The organism is Azospirillum sp. B2RO_4, from assembly GCF_051124815.1.
Taxonomy (GTDB): domain Bacteria; phylum Pseudomonadota; class Alphaproteobacteria; order Azospirillales; family Azospirillaceae; genus Azospirillum.
This window is the reverse complement of record NZ_CP118485.1, coordinates 340001-358244: the sequence shown is the minus strand read 5'-3', so window position 1 is coordinate 358244 and position 18244 is coordinate 340001. Positions and strand designations below refer to the sequence as shown.

General features: G+C 64.8%; 8 protein-coding genes, 1 tRNA gene and 2 rRNA genes (1 of these 11 only partly in view). 4 read left to right on the top strand and 7 right to left on the bottom strand.

Annotation, left to right across the window (positions count from 1 at the left end; translation table 11 throughout):
• Window positions 1-3: 3 nt before the first annotated feature.
• Complete coding sequence (locus tag PWS46_RS01565) at window positions 4-6075, bottom strand: hypothetical protein (RefSeq protein ID WP_434617153.1); 6072 nt, start codon at window positions 6073-6075, stop codon at window positions 4-6.
• Window positions 6076-6381: 306 nt separating this feature from the next.
• On the opposite strand from PWS46_RS01565, the gene PWS46_RS01560 reads away from it, so the two are divergent.
• Window positions 6382-6657 carry a hypothetical protein gene (locus PWS46_RS01560; protein ID WP_434617150.1) on the top strand — a complete coding sequence of 92 codons (276 nt, stop codon included), beginning with the start codon at window positions 6382-6384 and terminating at the stop codon, window positions 6655-6657.
• A gap of 364 nt (window positions 6658-7021) precedes the next feature.
• Here PWS46_RS01560 and PWS46_RS01555 read toward each other — a convergent pair whose 3' ends face one another.
• The 3 genes from PWS46_RS01555 to PWS46_RS01545 all read right to left on the bottom strand — a co-directional run bounded on the left by PWS46_RS01555 (window position 7022) and on the right by PWS46_RS01545 (window position 12488).
• Window positions 7022-8224 carry a DUF3644 domain-containing protein gene (locus PWS46_RS01555; RefSeq protein WP_434617147.1) on the bottom strand — a complete coding sequence of 401 codons (1203 nt, stop codon included), beginning with the start codon at window positions 8222-8224 and terminating at the stop codon, window positions 7022-7024.
• Between the two features lie 1055 nt (window positions 8225-9279).
• Entirely contained in the window at window positions 9280-9636 is a 357-nt protein-coding gene (locus PWS46_RS01550; protein WP_434617145.1) for a hypothetical protein, read from the bottom strand.
• A gap of 98 nt (window positions 9637-9734) precedes the next feature.
• The gene (locus PWS46_RS01545) at window positions 9735-12488 is read right to left on the bottom strand and encodes a MobA/MobL family protein (protein WP_434617142.1); all 2754 of its coding nucleotides are present in this window, start codon (window positions 12486-12488) and stop codon (window positions 9735-9737) included.
• A 466-nt stretch (window positions 12489-12954) separates the two neighbouring features.
• On the opposite strand from PWS46_RS01545, the gene PWS46_RS01540 reads away from it, so the two are divergent.
• The 3 genes from PWS46_RS01540 (at window position 12955) to PWS46_RS01530 (ending at window position 15863) form a co-directional block, all read left to right on the top strand.
• Window positions 12955-13848 (top strand): hypothetical protein, encoded by an 894-nt coding sequence (locus PWS46_RS01540; RefSeq protein ID WP_434617139.1) that lies wholly within the window; start codon window positions 12955-12957, stop codon window positions 13846-13848.
• Between the two features lie 111 nt (window positions 13849-13959).
• Window positions 13960-14190 carry a hypothetical protein gene (locus tag PWS46_RS01535; RefSeq protein WP_434617136.1) on the top strand — a complete coding sequence of 77 codons (231 nt, stop codon included), beginning with the start codon at window positions 13960-13962 and terminating at the stop codon, window positions 14188-14190.
• Entirely contained in the window at window positions 14187-15863 is a 1677-nt protein-coding gene (locus tag PWS46_RS01530) for a recombinase family protein (protein ID WP_434619862.1), read from the top strand. The genes PWS46_RS01535 and PWS46_RS01530 overlap by 4 nt, the downstream gene beginning before the upstream one ends.
• Here PWS46_RS01530 and PWS46_RS01525 read toward each other — a convergent pair.
• The 3 genes from PWS46_RS01525 to PWS46_RS01515 form a co-directional block, all read right to left on the bottom strand.
• A tRNA-Met gene (locus PWS46_RS01525) sits at window positions 15820-15896 on the bottom strand. The genes PWS46_RS01530 and PWS46_RS01525 overlap by 44 nt on opposite strands.
• Window positions 15897-15973: 77 nt before the next feature.
• Window positions 15974-16089: ribosomal RNA gene (gene rrf, locus PWS46_RS01520) — 5S ribosomal RNA — on the bottom strand.
• 144 nt (window positions 16090-16233) lie between these two features.
• Window positions 16234-18244: ribosomal RNA gene (locus PWS46_RS01515) — 23S ribosomal RNA — on the bottom strand; it runs 732 nt beyond the window's last position.

Sequence of the window (18244 nt, the reverse complement as noted above, 5' to 3'; positions counted from 1 at the left end):
GCTTTACCCCAAGGATGCCAAGGCGGCGCGCGCCGGTCCGCTCACCATCCAACGGTCGGCCCCTTGTTGGCGCAGCAGCCCCATGGCTTCCATCCAGGCGATGACGGAGTCGATCGGACCCGGCGGAGTGATCCCATAGACATCCGGTGCCGTCCTCAGGTCTTCGCGGGAGAATCCGAGGGTGTCCGACGACAGGGCCGTCAGGAACTCCACGACTCCTGGGAGAATGCCGAGTGACTGGGCCGAAACCACGGACCGGCCGCTTGCCGTGCCAAGCCAGTTCCGTCGACGCTCCTCGTGTCCGGGGGAGAGGTCGCGGACCTCCACACCGAACGCCGCGATAGCTTTGGTAAGGCCGCCGGTCTCGCGGAGAATGTTCAGCCGCTCCTCCGGCACGTCGAGATGATCCAGGCTGGCGTCGTTCAACCAGAGCTGCAGGGCCTTGTCGCTCCAGAGGTCCAGAACGTGCACGCCCACCAGACGTTCGTCCGCCGGTCTCCGGTTGGCGACCATCCAGTTGAACGCCTGCTGGGGGTTGCCGAGGAACAGGATACGGACCTTCAGCCGTTCACCGTGGATCAGCTGAGCAACGCCGCTCACCCAGCCGGAGGTCCAGGGCACGGTGCTGGCAATGACCAACAGGCCCGGCTCAGCGCTGGTCGCATGGCGCCGACAGACGGTGCCCAACTCCCGCTCGTTCCTGATCTTGTCGACGAACTTGGGCGGTACGCCCTCGTGCGCGTCGGCCAGCGCAACGCGCACATCGTCCAGCCCCTGGGCGGAGCTACCGAACACCACCTGTACGGGAAGCTCCGGATCGCGCAACCGGGCCTCCTGGCGCTGCGTCAGCGGTGACGGCCGCAGCGGGTTTCCGCCGATGGCGCGATGGTAGGCACCGGGCGCATACTCCAGTTCCGCCTCGTGGTCGGAAAACGCCAGCAGTTCGTGCTCGATGGTTTCCGGCGTCCCCATCATTGCAGCGATCTTAGTGGAACGCAGGCGCCACCCGTTCTTGGCCCGCCGCAGGACTCCGAGCCCCTCCATCTCGCGCAGCAGGGCGTCGAACAACTCGAGCCCCGCGTCGCTGAGGCCCTTGGCCCACCAATGCATGGCCTGTTCGCGGATCCACGCCGTCGAATAGCCGTCGACGATGCGGCCCCGGTCGTCCATCGCCTGCAGCGTAAGGATCAGGGCAATCAGCCGGTAGCGCTTGTCGAGCTGAAGGGTCATGCGGAAACGCTCGACCAACAAGTCGCGCATCTCGCGCCCCTCGAACGCCTCTTCAACCTGCCGGGCGGTGACCACGTAGCGCGGGCCATCGGCGCGGCGGTATCCGCCTTGTTGGAGCTGGCGGACGAGTTGCTTGCCCACGACCTGGACCAGCGACGGATAGAAGTTGACGTCGGACAGGATCCGATGCGGCAGCCCGCTGTCGTCGGGGAAGCGGAATCCGACGGCGGCGAGCGGGCGCGTCACGAGTTGCTGGGCAGCGGCGAGATCGCGGCCATAGAGCGGCCCGATGCAGAGCGCCTGACCGAAGTGGGCCAGTGGACTGTTCACCGTGCTGGCGACGCGCTGCACGTCGTGCAGACCCGCGAACACCACCTTGAATCGTCGCCGCGTACGTTCCATCAACCCTTTGAAGAGCATGACATTGACGAAGTCGTTCCCGGCATCGCCGACCAGGAACTTGTCAGTTTCGTCGAGCAGCAGGAGCAGGCGCCTACGGGCATCGCAGTCAAGCCACGCCTCGATGCCGACAATGACGGTCTTCGCGCTGCCGTCGCCCTTTTCCAGAACCCGCTGCTCGGACAGATCGGCGGCAAGTTTCGGCCAGATCTGCTCCATAGGTTCCGAGCGCCCGATCTGGCGGAAATCGTGGACGCGCACGACGTGATCCCGCTCCGGCGCGTGGAACTTCTTGCGCACGTGCTGGAGAAGGGCCGACTTGCCGAGCTGGCGACCGCCGTAGATCAGGCAGGGGCCGTCGGGGCTCCAGACTTCCTCGATCTCGCGTGACCGGCCATAGAACATCTCGATCGGCACGTCACCGGCGATCAGGCTGTACGGATCGCAACAGCCGAACGGCAGTCCGCAGGTGAAGAGGGCGGGAAGCCGGAGACTCTGCAAGCTGAGGAAGAACAGCAATCCCTCCTCGATCAGGAGGACGCTGCGCCGGCCTTCGTGCGCGGCCAAAGCGAACGCGCGCCGCCGCTCCGTCGACAGCCGACCGAGATAGATCGCGATGTGCGCCGAAGCATCTCCCGACGGCACCGCCGTCAAGATCTCCTGTTCACTCTCGCTCACGTCGTGAAGGGTGACGGTGTAGCACCCCGCCGCCTTCGAGCCGAAGGCCGGTACTGGGCAGACCGTCTGGTCCGCGATGGGAGCGGTCGTCAACGTAAAGGCCCGGCTGCGCGCCGACGTGGCCCGTGCCGAGTCCTCACCGATGCGCACCGCGAGGAACCCCAAGCCCTCGAACACATGTTTAAGATGCTGAGGCATATCGCGACTGTTCCGTATGCCCGTCGCCTTGACGTTCGCCCAGGCACCCAGAAGCTGCCGGACGTCCTCACGGCGTTCGCTCACCAACGTGGAATATGGCAGCGGCCCGACATCGCTGCCGAGCTTGACCGCGCGTTGGACGTCGACTAGCCGCACGGCCCCCGCCTCCAGCGCATCGGTGAAAGCGGGAAAGAAGGTGTCGAACGCATCGCGCCCGCCGTCGTCGGGCGGCAGCTCCTGCCCCTCCTCCAGCAATTCGAGAGCGTCGCTCAGCGACACCAGCCCGTCGGGTGTGAGCAGCCGCCGCAGACGTTGCACGGTCTCCTCCTTGCCGGACAGGGACAGACGGTCCAGGCGGGCACGATATCGATCGACAAGGTCGTTCTCGACGCTCGCCATCGTGTGTTCGGCGGTCGTGAGCAGGCGGAATGCGGCCGGGAAGTCGGCGACCACGCCGCCTGCGGCAACGAAGCCGCCCATGCCGTCACGGGGCAGTTCGACAGGATCGACGGTTTCCAGCCGGTCCAGCAATTCGGAAAGCGCAAGATCGCCGCTAGAGTCTAGGCGCAGTGCCCGGTCGATGCGCCGGCGCACGGCCTCCAGTCTGGTCTTCAACGTAATCCGCGCAGCGTCGATGTCCTGCGAGCGGACATCCCACAGAGTCTGGACCGCACCTTCGCCGCCGAGGCGGGACAACACGCGGATCACATGCTCGGTCGCCAAATGGTTATGTCCGGCCACGCGGTCGTGAAACGCCTGTTCCCACGTGACGCCATCCCCTTCGGCGTAGGCGAGGATTGGTTCCAGAAGAAGGTCCGGATCGAGCGATGCCGGCACCCAGCCACCAGCGTAGTCGAGGCCTGGCAGCTTGAGCAGGTCAGCGTGCAAGGCCTGTTCCGGCAGGGTCAGCGTGACGACATCGTCTTCGGCGTTCAGCATCCGCCTGATGTCATTCACCACGGTGCGCAGGGCACGGGCGCTTGCCCCAAGGATGCTGGCGTGCGTCGCCAGGGCATCCAGGCGCGGCGACACCTTGGTGATCGTGGCGCTGAGGCGGGCACGGACCTCCTCGTCCTGATGGGTCGACGACGACGCGGTCACGTCGGAAAGCGTCACCCAGGCATCCAGCCAATCGCCCAGCTTGGCCCGCGCATCCCTCCAGTGGCTGAGGAGGCGCTGCAGCGCACGCGCCTCAATAGTCTTCTTTATTCCGGGGTTGAGTTCCCGGAACGTCCGGTTGATCAACTCGGCTACCGAACTGTCATTGCTGTAGTTGGTCATGAAGGCCCTGACGGCATCTGCCGCCGCCTTCTCGCCGGCGATCACCAGTTCGACAACAGAGCCGAGCACGCCCGACGGCTCCAGGAAATGGTGCCACACCTGGGTTGCAGGAGCGTAGACGATGCTGGCCTTCCGTACCGTCGTCAGCCACGAGTCCAGCGCCTCGGCAGCCGCCTTCCGGTTGGCCAACGCCCGGTCACGGTCGATGCCGCGGCTGAGTGCCGCAGGGCTGGCGTAGTATCCCTTTTCGTCCAAGGAGACGATTGGCTGACGCAGGTCATGCAGAAACGCCAACTCGCTGCCCAGGGGGAGCTGGCCGACCAGCACCCGCGCCCCGCTGTCCGCCGCGAAGAGGGCCGGACGCAGTCCTCCCGCCAAGGTCAAGAGGATGGTGGCTTGCGACGCCATGGAAGCGGTCTGATGGAGGGCGCATGCGCTGAGCAAGGTTTCCACCAGGGACGCGCTGTACAACGATGCCGCGCTGCCGGACGTCCGAACCGACCGCCCCACCACGCACAACGCCGTCGCCGACGCACTCGGCAGGACACCACCCAAGGAGGCTCCACCGGCTTCCGCCGCTCGCACCAAGTGATAGGCGAGCCCCAGTTCGCCGCGGTCAATGAGCCGAACGAAGGCATCCGTCAGCCGCGCTCCGAGTTCGTCATCTTGCGAAGTTTCCGCGCTGGGCTGCCACTCATCCTCACCGAGGGGACCTAGCGACCCGGCCGTCTCATCGATGAAGAGGTCTTCTTCCCGCATGTCCGGCATGCCCGAGTCGAGCGTGCGTGCCTTACAGGCGGTTCCAGCCGCCTCCTCGCTCCGATCTGCGTCCTCCCGGTCGCCTTCTTGCTCCAGCCTTGCACCATCCTGCGCATCGATGCTCGTGGTGACATTCGGTTCCGGCAGGACATCGACCACATACACTTCTCCTGGGGCGGCATCCTCTACGCCCGCCTCTTCGGCCTCCAGACTCCCATCGTCCGAGGCGAGATCAACCGTCCCCGGAGCCGCATCACTTTCTCCAGCATCCCGCGCGTCGTCGGCAGCCTCCACCAAGGCCACAAGCAGATCGTCCAGCACTTGGGCCGCGGTCCACGCCGAGGACTCGGCTGCACGCAAGTCATCGTTGGCCTGCTGAAACGCAACCGTCAGCTCATCAACGGCCTCGGGAGATGCGTCGTCCTCCAGGGCCACCAACGCGGAGCGCCGACGCCCCCGCTCCTCCGAAGCCGCCGCATAGTGCCTGAAGGCATTCTCACAGACGTTTACGGTACCGAGGATTCTAGCCAGTTCTTCGTCCTGCAGCCCCCGAACGAGAGCGCATCGCTCAGCCGCCTCGGAAACGACGGTCGTCAGGGTCTTCGGTGCCTGCGGCACCAAGCCGGTGACAGCGTTGCGAGCCCTGGCGGTACGTTCAGCTGACAAATGCTCCTGTTCCGCCAGTCGGCGTAGGTCGTCATCAGTAGACGCCAAGCGCTCAAGCAGGCAACGAATTGCGTCGATGCCCTCTGGTGCACCCGGCACGAGTCCTTGAACTGCATCGAGCAGCGCATCGACGGTCGCATGCCACTGCGTGAGCAGTGACTGCGGGGTATCGCCGGGGCCGGTGACGGCATCCTCCCAGTCTGGTGCCGGAGCATCGGAGATTTCGTCGAAACCGTCTGGCGGTTCCTTGCCAGTCCGGGCATCGCCAACCAACAGGGCAGCCAACGCATCCACAGCGTTGTCGGCGACACTGTCCTCTAGCAGCACTCCAGGAGCCACGGCTGAAAGCCAGGGTTCCAAGTGTCGCCGAACGCCTGGGCGAGTAAGAATGTGTCGAGCGGCATCCTCGACCCGCCAACCGTAGGCCGTCTCAATCCACAGAAGTTCGGCCAGGAGGGTGTCCTCTCCCGCCTCGGCCAACCGGTGCCTCCGCCCGGAAACATCGGGCACCGCCACACCACCGGTTTCCTGTATGCGCTGGTTTGCGATCGCGTGCAGGCGCCGTACCAGCATCTTCCGCTGCCCCTTGGTCGGCGACAGCGTCGCGACGGTGCGGTCAATGATGGCAATTGATTCACGACGGCTGCGCACGTTCCGGAGATAGGCATCGAAAAAGCCTGCGGCATCAAGGCGCCGATCCTGTGGCCAGTCGACGAATACCTGCTTCAGCAAAGGCGTCAAACGGCGGCGGTCCTGTGGCATCAGATTCCAGGTACGGCCGAGCCAGTCTACCGTCATAAAACCGGGGAGTGGGAGCAATGCGACATCAGCCAGGGCAACACCGTCTGCGTTGTCATCCCTCATGCTACGCGCCCTCCCCAATGTGTTTCCAAATCCGACCAGAACCAGCAGATTATATAAAATTATTACGCCTTTGAGTTGTTTTGCAATACGAACTCTCCCTTGACACAAGTGCATTATCTAGCATCTGAAGCTGTCCAGGCCCGAGATGAACGCCGGAGCAATCAGATGGTGAAAAACGTGGCACATCCAAAAGTGACATGCTCCTAAGAGTCCGTAGGCGTGCTCTATGCCGTTCAGATAAGCAGGCCACTATGACGTTCAACCCGCAATTGGGCAACCTAAGATAGTCTATTTAACAGCAGAAACATGATCGCCCTCACTTTTGTTGCAGAAGACAAACCGGCACACCCCAGGGTCGTAGCGTCAATCGTGAAACGCGCCGTCGAGCGCGTCGGCCTCGACCCGGCGGTCTTCTCCAGCCATTCGTCGCGCCGCAGCCTGGCTACCGAGGCGACGGCGCACAGCGCGCCCGCGGGGACAATCATGCGGCAGGCCAAGCATCGTAGCGCGGCCGCCTTCGTTGGCTACGTTGAGGAGGGCGCCGCCGTTGTCGAGGACGTCGGCCGCTACCAACTGCTCTAGCGTGACCGCAAACCCTCCAACGGTCTGGGCATGCACCGGGAGGATGCAGGCGACGGGAGGACGGAGCGCATTGGCTGCGCGCCGGCGCCACCAGCGCGGTCATGTGGCGCCGCCGCGGGAGGCCCTTGGAAACGGTGGAGGTCGACCTCCCCGACCGCCCGCTGCCTTAGATCGCTCGGCTGCTGGACCTGCGGGATGCTGGCGCTGCGGCCATCGCCGTGCTCGCCGATCAGCTTGGTGTCACTGCCCAAGAGAGGACTCGGCTGCCCCCTGCTCGGCCGGGCTTGCTAATGCTTGCCTCGGGGCCGCGCGCAGGCCGACGTGGAAGCGCCCCGGGAACGAGACGCGGGCGCCCGCTCCAAACTCACGCGTACTTGACGCGGTTCTCCTCGCAATGGGCCCGCACCCGGTCGATCCAAGCTTCGTACCACCACCAGTCGCCATCCTTCAGGTAGACACCGAAACCGGTACCCGGCCGCTTGGCGTCGAGCGTCTTCCAGAGCTGCGTATGTTCGTGCTCACGGAAGCGGGGGAAGCCCTCGGCCTTCATCCGGTCGACGATCTGTTTGGGCTTGTACTTGGCCTTCTCGGCCTCCTTCAAGAGGATCCGCCGGACCTCCCGGCCCTCGGCAGAGTTGCCCTTCACGAACTCGATCACTTGGTCGGCCTTGCCCTTGGAGTTCGCCGTCCGCTCTACGAGGTAGACGCGGTAGGCGTAGCGCAGGTCGGCCGCGACCTCATCCGGCAGCCCGGTTTCGAATGCCAGCGTCATCGCCTGGATGTTGGGCGGCAGGTCGGGCTGCTTGAGCAGTTGGTCGCGCTGCTCGCGCTCGATCGTCGCGAACTGCAGCGCGAACGACAGGTCGCCTTCGAGACCGTGGCGTTCGGCGACGAGGTCCTTCAGAGCGCGGTTGAAGTTGAGGCAGCACGCCTGCAGCTTCGCGCCGATGGTGTCGTCGATACGCCGCGTCATCTGATGCTCGATCTCGTGGCGGATCCCGATCAGAAACTGCAGATTGGCGACCGTCGCCGCGTCGAGCGGGCACTGGTTGCACCCTAGGCAGTCCTCGAGCGTCCAGTGCTTGTCGGCGCCGTGCCGCGTCTTCAGGACCACCTCGTTGCCATCGACGATCTTCTTGATGCGATGGTCGATGCCATTGCGCCGGTAATGATGGTGCAGGAGGTAGGTCCACGCGATCACCGCCAGGGTGATGAAGACCTCCGCTTTGAAGAACGCGCGCGGGTTGTTGTAGCTCTGCACCGCGTTCAGCATCGCCTCCCGCGCCTTGATCACCAGCTCGTCGCCGGCGATGTGCAGGCCGGTCTGCGGATCGATCTGTGGCCAGGTTCTCAGGAACTGGGCCAGTTCCTCCGGCGACGCCACCGCCACGGTCGCGTGCTTGCGCCCCTCGCGAATGTCCGAGATGCGAGCGTGGTTGATGGTGCGCATCGGCCGCGTGAAGTGGGCGAGGATCTCCTGGTCGTTATATCGTCCTTCGGCGATCATGGCTTTCACCAGGGCGATCTCGCCGCGGTCGAGCCGGTTGCCGGATTCGCGTTTGGCCATGGCCGGGGGCATCCTCTGTCGTCGCTCGGGCGCAGGCGCCGGGGCCAAGCATATCGATCCGTCCAGCGGCGGCGAGCGGCGAAACGCCGCGCCGCGTCAGCGGAACGGCCGGCGTCCGTCCCCGGCGCGGGCGCGCTCGTCCTTGAAGAATACCCTCCCGTCGCGGAAGACGAGCAGGCTGATGGTCTCCCCGTCGGCGACGAGCATGGACTGTTCATGCACCTAATAACGTTCGGCTTCGGCGCGGTCGAACCAGGCGCCCGCCCCCATGACTCCCAGGCGCGATCGTGGCGCGTTGCCGAACAGCGCATCTAAGGTGAACGAGCCGGGGCCAAGCTCTGCGCGGGGGACCGACCGGCAAGCCGTCTCCGGTCCCTCCACCCGTCATTACACAGCTAATCGCTTGATGTACAAGCGTTTGTCCGGCAATTTGGCGGATGTTCTGAAACGCCGGACAAATTCTTTCCAATCAGCGGCTTGATGGTTCCAGTCTCTGCGGGATCAAGGCCGAACTGGTCAGGCAGAGCGCACTTCAGCCGTAATGCGTCCGGTCCAGTTCACGACCGTTGAACTGACGGAACCGAAGACTTTCCACCACCCGAATCGAAACCAACACATCGTTGATGCGACAAGCTTTCCCGGAGGACGCAACGCGCACCTCCGACGCCGCGGCGAGGATCGGCAAGGTTAGCAGACTGGGATCTCAAAATTTCTCGCGCAGTCAAAGACTTGCGGATTGAACATGGATCGGCAGGCACATCGGCAGAATTCTGAACGCTGTCGTGGAAATCAGCAACCGGGCCAAGGGATTAGCGAACTTGATGATCGGCAGATGTTGAAGGGAGGAGCGGGACAGCGCGGCTGGATACTCCGTTCCCGCCGGGATGGCGGCCCCTTCCGTCCGGTGCTGTATGCAGCCGCATTCGAGACCAGCAACTTGCCCTGCCGAAAAGAAGGCGCATTGCCCCATGGGTCGAGGCAGGGAAGCCATATCAGGAGCCGGAACGCGGTGGGTTCTTATAGCGGGACCCACCAGGACGCTCCGGCGCCCCCACCTACTGCGCAGCGCCTTTGCTCACGAGATGGACACGGATAACCGGGCGGTCGAAACCGCGGAGGAGAACCAAGCCGGCATCGAGGGCCGCGTCGAGATCCTCCACAACATCGAAAATGTCCTGTACCGACAGGGAAATCCGGTAGTCCATCGCCTCCGCTGCCTGGACGATCATGTCCAGCGTCCGACGGTCGGCGGCGCCGCGCTGACCGCAGGCCCAGCGCTGCAGGATTTCCTGAAGCCAGTCTACGAACTTCACGGTTGCCGCGCTCTGTTCCGCTGGAAGCACACGGATGATCGCGTCGTCTTCGATGCACGCGGCCAGGGCAGCGCCGCTCCGAACTGGGGTGGTCATCATCACGGGTCGTCCTGAGTTGCGACCGCTCGGTGTGGCGGCCCGCAGGGCAGCCGCCACACCGGGTGGACGCAACGCCGACGCATCCCAACCACTGCTTGTCACCTCACATACTCGTCACGGATCCGGGGCTTGGACGGCTGGAGAGGCTGCAGGGCGACGCCACGCTGCCGCGCAACCCTTGCGATGACCGAGTAGGCGTGCCGGTGTTCGTTCCGGCGCCTTTCTTCGCCCGCCTCACGCGCTGCCCGTTCCGTTGCCTGCGCGGCCTTCAGGAGGTCGTCCTTGCTCATAACCTTGAGCCGCGCCTCCAAGGCCCTGACGGCTTCGGTCGCGGCGCTGGTCAACCGGACGGCGCCCGCCAACACGCCCGACGGCCGCGGCTTCTCGCCGGTCATGACCTCCAGCGACTCCTGGGTTGCCGCGGGTGGCTTCACGCCACCCATGATGGGCGCCGCTTCCGCGTCGGGCTTCACCTTGTCGGTGCGGCCAGTCCGTTGGCTTTCCTCCTGCCGCTGCCCCCGGTTCGTCGCCTCACCACACGCTGGAGCATCATTACGCCGGCTGGGGAACACAGCGGTGAGATCTCCCGGTTCCTTGCCATGACCGACAGCATCCATCAGCAGACGCCACGCCGCCTTCGCCGGTTCGACCAGCCCGGCCTGCCGGGCCAGGAGCATCACCAATCGCCGGCCGTGGCGAACCAGTGCCTCGTAGGCGCGTTTCCATCCCTGCGCTTCCAGTTCCGCCCGCTCGCGGCTGGCGCGCTCCCGCGCAAGCTCCGCGTCTCGTCCTTCGATCGCCGTCATGAGGATCGCCAAAGCCGCCGGAACCCGCTCAGCAACGTCGCCGCGGAGGTGCACACCAAGCGCCCGCACCGGCGCGTCCAACAGGGTTGCCACCTCATCCAGTGTCCGGTCGCGGTTCGCCTGCGCAATCGCCCGCAGCCGGGCGCCGGGTTCACTTGGCAGGAGTTCCGGCGTCAGACTCGCTGCCCGCACCCCGTCCTCCACGGCGTCGGACTGTCGGCTGGCCGCCTGCAGCCGCTTGCGCAGTTCAGACGCCAGCTGCTCGTCGGCAGCCTCGGTGTCGATCGTCTGGCGCACGAGGCGGAGTGCCTGTTCGGCACGGTGACGTGCTTGCCGATCCTCGTCGGCTCGCTGGGCGGCAGCCGCTCCGGTGACGGTCGCCGCCTCGGCGCTGCGCTTCGCCTCGTCCAGTTGCTGCCGCAGTGAAGCCCCTTCCGCGCGCAGGGCACCACAATCTGCATCCGTTGCCCGCCGCTTCTCCTGTTCCAGTGCCAGAGCGGCCTTCGTACGCGCCAAGTCCACGGTGAGTTCCTTAGCGCGCGTCTCCGCCGACACGCGCGCCTGCTGCTCGCGCACCAGCGCGCCGCGCGACCTTTCGTATGCGTTCGCCATGGCGCCGCGGGCGACGGTGACGATGCCATCGGCCAGAGACGCCACGGCATCCGGTTGCGCCTGCCCGGTCGCCGCAGCGATGGTCGCGACGCTCCGCGTGGCAGCGTCCAGTTCCTCCCGCAGCCGCGCCGCCTCCACCATCGGTTCCGGCGCCGTCGACATTCTGTCACTTGCCCCAGGAACGGTGGTCCCGACGGCGCCCGGTTCGGGCGCGCGCGCTTTCCGTTCCGCATCGCGAGTCTCCAGGTAGTCGAGCACCATCGCATGTATCCCGCTCCACAAGCGGCGGTCATGCCAGTCAACGACAACACCGGAAGGAGCTTCGACCCTCACCATCCCACCCGTTTCCCGGCTGAAGCGAACCCCTTGCGCTTCCAGCTCCTCGATCCGGACAACGGCACGAGCCAGACGCACCGATTTTTTGTCGGGCGCTGCGCGTCTGGACTTTTCGAGCTCCGCCACGATGGCATTGAATTGATGAGGCATGACGTCCACTCCTCCAAAATTCAGAGCACGCCCCTCGACGACCGGGTGATAGGCCGGACCGAGCGGCACCTGGGAAAGCGGTTCATGGTTCGGCCCGGCGGCGCCGAGGTCCTGCTGTTGACGGTGGCGATGCCACTTCGACCGCTGAGATACGCGATGGACAGCCCCGATCTCGGCCAGGGCCTCGTTGCACAGGTGCTCCCACAGCTTTCGGCTTCCGATCAGAAAGGCCTTTCGCGACAGGTCGCGGTCCTTCGGGCCGAGGGCGCCGTCGACGAGCGGGCGCGTCGTCGCCAGGACGTGCGCGTGCGGCTGGTAGACGACGAGGCGCCCATCGGGCAACGCCAGGGCGTGGGGGCCGTCCACTGGTGGAGTGCTGGGGACACGGGCCACCGGGATCACCGGCCACGCGAGATCGACCGTGTTCGCCAGCTTCTCGGCGACGGCCGGCACCCTGGGGTCCAGGGGGCGCCCGTACAGATGGATCGCAATGTCGGCAACCAGCTTGCGTGCCACGAGGTGCTCATCAACGAAGCGCTCCACCGACCGGATCGACGTTGCGATGGGCACCTCCCGGCTGAGCGACAGCGTGTATTGCAGCGCCAGCGTCGCGTCACGGCGCCGTTCGCTCAGTTCCACCCTGGTCCACAAGGTCTGCCGGTCGGCGCACCAAGCGGGCGCGCCCGCGGGCACGCGGATGTCGGTGTGGTGAACGCCCGACTTGCCCGTGAAGTCCGCAACCGCCAACACAGGGTCCTGCCCCTTCGCCGCCCACACCTCCCGCAGGTCGGCGCCGATGGTCAGACCGACCCCAGCCTGGTAAGCGGCCGCCGCGATGACGGTGCGGAACCGGCCACCGGACTGATAAGCCGCTGACGCTCCGGCTTTCGCGCCGGCGCCACGGGAGAGCATGCCCTGTTCGATGCGAAAGTATCCCAGGTCCGCCACGGCATCGGCGCCTCCACGCCGTCGTCGATCCGGCAACCGGCCCTGGCCGGCCCCGGAGGCGTTGCGGCCCGCCGCAACGCCTAACTGCACACTTCTTCGCTCAAGGCTGCCCGTGGCGAGGGCCGGAGGTCCGACGCCCGGGCAGCCTGGTCCGGAAGGAAGCGTATGGAGGGATCCGCCCCGCCGCATCGGGCGCCGGCCAATTTTCTGCGCCGTTTGGGTGAAATGGTGGACCGGAGCGGCCCGCAGGCGGAGGGGTGGGATCGACGTGGATGGCGACGGTAACACCGGTATCAGGTGTCGCTACCCGGTAGCGCTACCGCGGTATCACCTCACAATCGGCCGGCTTGGACCGGAACCGTCAAGATTCCGTCGCCGCAGCCCTTTCCTGGCATCGCAACTCATCCAGATACTCAGCCGGCCGACGGCACGGCCGCCCAAACCGTAGTCCCCGCAGAGGTTCTGGATGTCCTGCTCCCAGCCCACCCATCCCCTGATCACGCACGAGTCCGTCTCGGAAGCGGTCAGCAAGATCGTGTCGAAGGACCACGCCTATCCGTCATACCGCCGCATCCGCGCCGAAATTGGCGGGGGTTCCCTGCGCGACGTATCGCGCTTCATCCATGACATCAGGAAGACCGCCCCTCACCTCTTCGTCATTCAGAAGGGCGCGGTCAGCGCGTCGCGCGATGCGTTCGCAGGAGGGCCGGTCGACGTCCAGTCCTGCGCCGCGGCCGAGCAGATGCGGCGTGCCATCGACGGCACCTTGACGGCCTTCATCGCGTCGATCGACGCCCTGCGGCAGGAGGAGAGGCTCCTCGCCGCGGAACAGCACACCACCGCGTTGGCAGCCCTGCAGAGCGAAAGCGCGGCTTGCCGGAGCGAACTGCACACCCTGACGGCCGAGATCGCTGAACAGGAGCAGGGCTATGAGGATCTGGCGCAGGAACACGACCGGATCATGGAAGACCGCAACCAGCTGGCGGTGACGGTCGCCCAGCAGGGCGCGGCGCTGACCCGGATGTCCGCGGAGATCAAGGATTGGCAGCGGCAGGCGGCGGACGCGCAAGCCGCTGTGGAGACCGTGAACCGCCTTCTGTCGGAAGAAAAGGCTGCCCTCCTGCGCTCCTCGCTGCAGCTCGACCAGCTGCGTTCTGAACTGACAGCCAAGCATCAGGTGGAGCAGGCGCTGGACGAAGCGCGCCGCGAGAACGCCCGCCTGCGGGGGCGGCTGGAGGTTCTGGAGCCGTTGGCGGCGACGCTCGCGGCATCCGCCCATCGTGAAGCCGGTGGCATGGTGAAGCCCGGCAAGCAGGGCTCGTTGGGGCTGCCGGCCATGGCCGCGCCGCCCGATTCCTGACCGCACCGATGACCGGGTTGGCGTCGGCGACGCCGATCTGCCCCTGTGTTTCCGCTCCTGCCGCCATCGGACCATATCGTCATGGCCGCTCCCACAATGGACTTTCCACCTGTGACCCACAGCACCGACTCCACCGCCGCGACGACGGTGCCCGTTGTCCAGCCGCCCCAGCAGGAGCAGGGGACCGTTCCGCTCGAGAAGCTGCTCGGATTGGCGCGCATTCTGGCGCGCCATGAGATGCGCCGACGGCCGTCCCAGGCCGGCTTCATGACGTTCGCTGCCGGCCTCGCCCTTGTTCTTCTCGCCGCCCTGATCGCGCTCTCCCTGAAGGCCCTGCGATGACCGTCCTCCACCACCCCCGGCTCCGCGCCGTCATCTACGCGCGCTACTCGACCGACAAGCAGCGCCAGGAATCGATCGCCGACCAGATCGAGCTGTGCCGGCGTTACGCCGTCCAGCAGGGCTGGGAGGTTGTCGATACCTACACGGACGCCGCGATCAGCGGCGCCTCCCGGCACCGCCCGGGCTTTCTGAAGCTGGTGGATGATGCCGGGCGCCGCCGCTTCGATGTCGTGGTGTCCGAAGCCGTCGACCGTCTGGGTCGACGATTGGCGGACACCTCCGATCTTTATGACCGCCTTAGCTTCTACAATGTGAAGCTGTACACGCCGCACGTCGGCGAGATCACCACGATCCACGTCGCCATCATGGGCATGATGGCACAGGTGCAGCTCAAGGAGATCGGCCAGAAGACCCGACGCAGCCATCTCGGCCTCGCCAAGGAGGGACGTATTCCCGGCGGCAAAGCTTATGGATACGACGTCGTCGACGGCGACAAGGCAGGTGGCGGGTACCGCCGCATCAATGCGGACGAAGCCGCCGTTGTCCGCCGCATCTTCACGCTGTACGCCGACGGCATGAGCCCCCGCGCCATCGCCCGCCTGTTGAACGATGAGAACGTTCCAGGCCCCAGGAGGAGAAAATGGGTCGATACCACGATTCGCGGACAGGTCGCCCGCGGGACCGGTATCCTCAACAACGCCAACTATGCCGGCGTTCTGGAATGGGGACGTTGCGAGTTCGTCAAGGATCCGGGCACCGGCAAGCGCGTCGCCCGCATCAACCCTCAGGAAAAGCGGGAGATTGTCGAAGTCCCCGAACTGCGCATCGTCGATGACGTTCTATGGAACCGCGTCAAGGTGCGACAGGAGGCGGTTGCCACCGAGATCGGTCGGGATGACCAGGGCAACGCTCTGAACCGCGTGCATCGGCGGCGCTTCCTTCTGTCCGGCGTGCTGGTGTGCGGCGTCTGCGGCGGCCGCTACACCATCATGGGCAAGGACCGCTACGGTTGCGCCGGCCACCGGAATTCCGGCACCTGCCCGAACGACCGCACCATCAGCCGGCAAGCGATCGAGGGCCGTGTTCTTGCCGGGCTGAAGGAGCGCCTGCTCGGCGCCGACGTGGTCGCCGCCTTTATTGAGGAAATGGTCGTGGCGCAACGGCGTGATCAGGCCGAGGCCCGGAACCGGCGCGGCGACCGGGAGCGCGCCCTCGCGGGCATCGATCGGAAGATCGCGTCGATCCTGGAGGCGGTGGAGAACGGGATGTACAGCCCGGCCCTGAAGGAGCGGCTGTCCGTGCTGGAGGCCGAGCGCGCCACGCTCGCCGCCGAGATCGACGCCCTGGGGACGGAGGCGCCGGAGATGCTGCTGCCGGCCAACCTGCCGGAGCTGTACCGGCGGAAGATCGCGGAGCTCGAGTCCGTGCTCGGCGACGGCGACGAGGGGATGGCCGCGATGGAGATGATCCGGTCGATGGTCGACCGCGTCGTGCTGTCGCCCTGCCCCTCGGGCGCCGGGCTGGAGGCGCAGCTTCATGGCGACCTGCTGGCGATCATGGAGGCGTGCGCAGAGGCGGACCCGAAACGCCGACAGCCCGCCTCGTTGGAGGCGGGCTGTCAACTGTCGGTGGTTGCGGGGGCAGGATTTGAACCTGCGGCCTTCAGGTTATGAGCCTGACGAGCTACCGGGCTGCTCCACCCCGCGGATGTTCCTGATATGGCGTGACGGACGGTGACGATGCAAGCTTGTGCTTATGGATTAGCGTCTCTTGAGCCTGAGTGACCTGGCGGCGACCTACTCTCCCACGTCTTAAGACGCAGTACCATTGGCGCGGAGGCTTTTCACGGCCGAGTTCGGGATGGGATCGGGTGTTTGACACCTCGCCATGACCACCAGGTCACCAAGGCTCAAGACCGACGCTTTGTCCGAAGCATGTGCTTGTTCAGTGCAAGTGAGGGAGGATGTATCGAACTGCGGTGCGTGCTGTCAAGCTGCTGTTTCGAGCAGGCTTGCTGCTGCGCATGGCGCGGTTAGTGGGGTCGAGATCAAGCCGATCGAGCGATTAGTAAGGCTTAGCTTCAAGCATTGCTGCCCGTCCACATGCCTCCTATCGACGTGATGGTCTGTCACGGCTCTCAAGGGAGCTCTGGTTTAGAGGTGGGTTTCCCGCTTAGATGCTTTCAGCGGTTATCCCGTCCATACTTAGCTACCCGGCCATGCCACTGGCGTGACAACCGGTGCACCAGAGGTATGTCCATCCCGGTCCTCTCGTACTAGGGACAGATCCTCGCAAAACTCCGACACCCACGGCAGATAGGGACCGAACTGTCTCACGACGTTCTAAACCCAGCTCACGTACCACTTTAATCGGCGAACAGCCGAACCCTTGGGACCTGCTCCAGCCCCAGGATGTGATGAGCCGACATCGAGGTGCCAAACGACTCCGTCGATATGGACTCTTGGGAGTCATCAGCCTGTTATCCCCGGCGTACCTTTTATCCGTTGAGCGATGGCCCGTCCACGTGGAGCCACCGGATCACTATGGCCGACTTTCGTCTCTGCTCGACTTGTCAGTCTTGCAGTCAGGCGGGCTTATGCCATTGCACTCGACGAGCGATTTCCGACCGCTCTGAGCCCACCATCGCGCGCCTCCGTTACACTTTGGGAGGCGACCGCCCCAGTCAAACTACCCGCCATGCAGGGTCCCGGACCCGGATCACGGGCCACGGTTAGATGCCAGAGACTTCAAGGGTGGTATTTCAAGGATGGCTCCACACGAGCTGGCGCCCATGCTTCCAAGCCTCCCACCTATCCTACACATGAAGTCCCTAGCACCACTGCAAAGCTGTAGTAAAGGTGCACGGGGTCTTTCCGTCTGACCGCGGGAACTCCGCATCTTCACGGAGAGTTCAATTTCGCTGAGTTGGTGTTGGAGACAGCGGGGAAGTCGTTACGCCATTCGTGCAGGTCGGAACTTACCCGACAAGGAATTTCGCTACCTTAGGACCGTTATAGTTACGGCCGCCGTTTACCGGGGCTTCAATTCAAGGCTTGCACCTCTCCTCTTAACCTTCCGGCACCGGGCAGGCGTCAGACCCTATACGTCGCCTTGTGTGGCTTCGCAGAGCCCTGTGTTTTTAGTAAACAGTCGCTACCCCCTGGTCTGTGCCCCCGCCATGGCTTGCGCCACAACGGGGCCCTCTTCTTCCGAAGTTACGAGGGCAATTTGCCGAGTTCCTTCAACACCATTCTCTCAAGCGCCTGGGTATACTCTACCAGTCCACCTGTGTCGGTTTGGGGTACGGTCTATACGGCGGGGCTGTTTCCTGGAACCGGTCCACAGCATGTCCAATCCGATAAGGACATACACGCTTTCCGATCCGTCACCTCCGCCAGGCCCACGAGTATTAACGTGGTTCCCATCGACTACGCCTTTCGGCCTCGCCTTAGGGGCCGGCTCACCCTGCGTGGATTAACCTTGCGCAGGAACCCTTGGACTTTCGGCGACAGTGTTTCTCACACTGTTTGTCGCTACTCATGTCAGCATTCTCACTTCCGATACCTCCAGGCGGCCTCACGGACACCCTTCGCAGGCTTACGGAACGCTCCGCTACCACGCGATCATAAGATCGCATCCGCAGCTTCGGTACACGGCTTGAGCCCCGATACATTTTCGGCGCAGGCCGGCTTAACTAGACCAGTGAGCTATTACGCTTTCTTTAAAGGATGGCTGCTTCTAAGCCAACCTCCTGGTTGTCATGGCCTTCCCACATCCTTTCCCACTTAGCCGTGATTTGGGGACCTTAGCTGGCGGTCTGGGCTGTTTCCCTCTCGACGATGGACCTTAGCACCCACCGTCTGTCTGCCGGACTGCACTCTGCGGTATTCGGAGTTTGGTTAGGTTTGGTAAGGCTCGCGCCCCCCTAGCCCATCCAGTGCTCTACCCCCGCAGGTGATATCCGACGCGCTACCTAAATAGCTTTCGCGGAGAACCAGCTATTTCCTGATTTGATTGGCCTTTCACCCCTAGCCACAGGTCATCTCCGACTTTT

What these genes read in the sequence shown, in the direction of transcription:
- PWS46_RS01555 (WP_434617147.1), bottom strand. Translation starts at nt 8,224, where the DNA reads ATGGCCAAACGCGAATCCGGCAACCGGCTCGACCGCGGCGAGATCGCC.
- PWS46_RS01560 (WP_434617150.1), top strand. Translation starts at nt 6,382, where the DNA reads ATGATCGCCCTCACTTTTGTTGCAGAAGACAAACCGGCACACCCCAGG.
- PWS46_RS01550 (WP_434617145.1), bottom strand. Translation starts at nt 9,636, where the DNA reads ATGATGACCACCCCAGTTCGGAGCGGCGCTGCCCTGGCCGCGTGCATC.
- PWS46_RS01565 (WP_434617153.1), bottom strand. Translation starts at nt 6,075, where the DNA reads ATGAGGGATGACAACGCAGACGGTGTTGCCCTGGCTGATGTCGCATTG.
- PWS46_RS01530 (WP_434619862.1), top strand. Translation starts at nt 14,187, where the DNA reads ATGACCGTCCTCCACCACCCCCGGCTCCGCGCCGTCATCTACGCGCGC.
- PWS46_RS01540 (WP_434617139.1), top strand. Translation starts at nt 12,955, where the DNA reads ATGTCCTGCTCCCAGCCCACCCATCCCCTGATCACGCACGAGTCCGTC.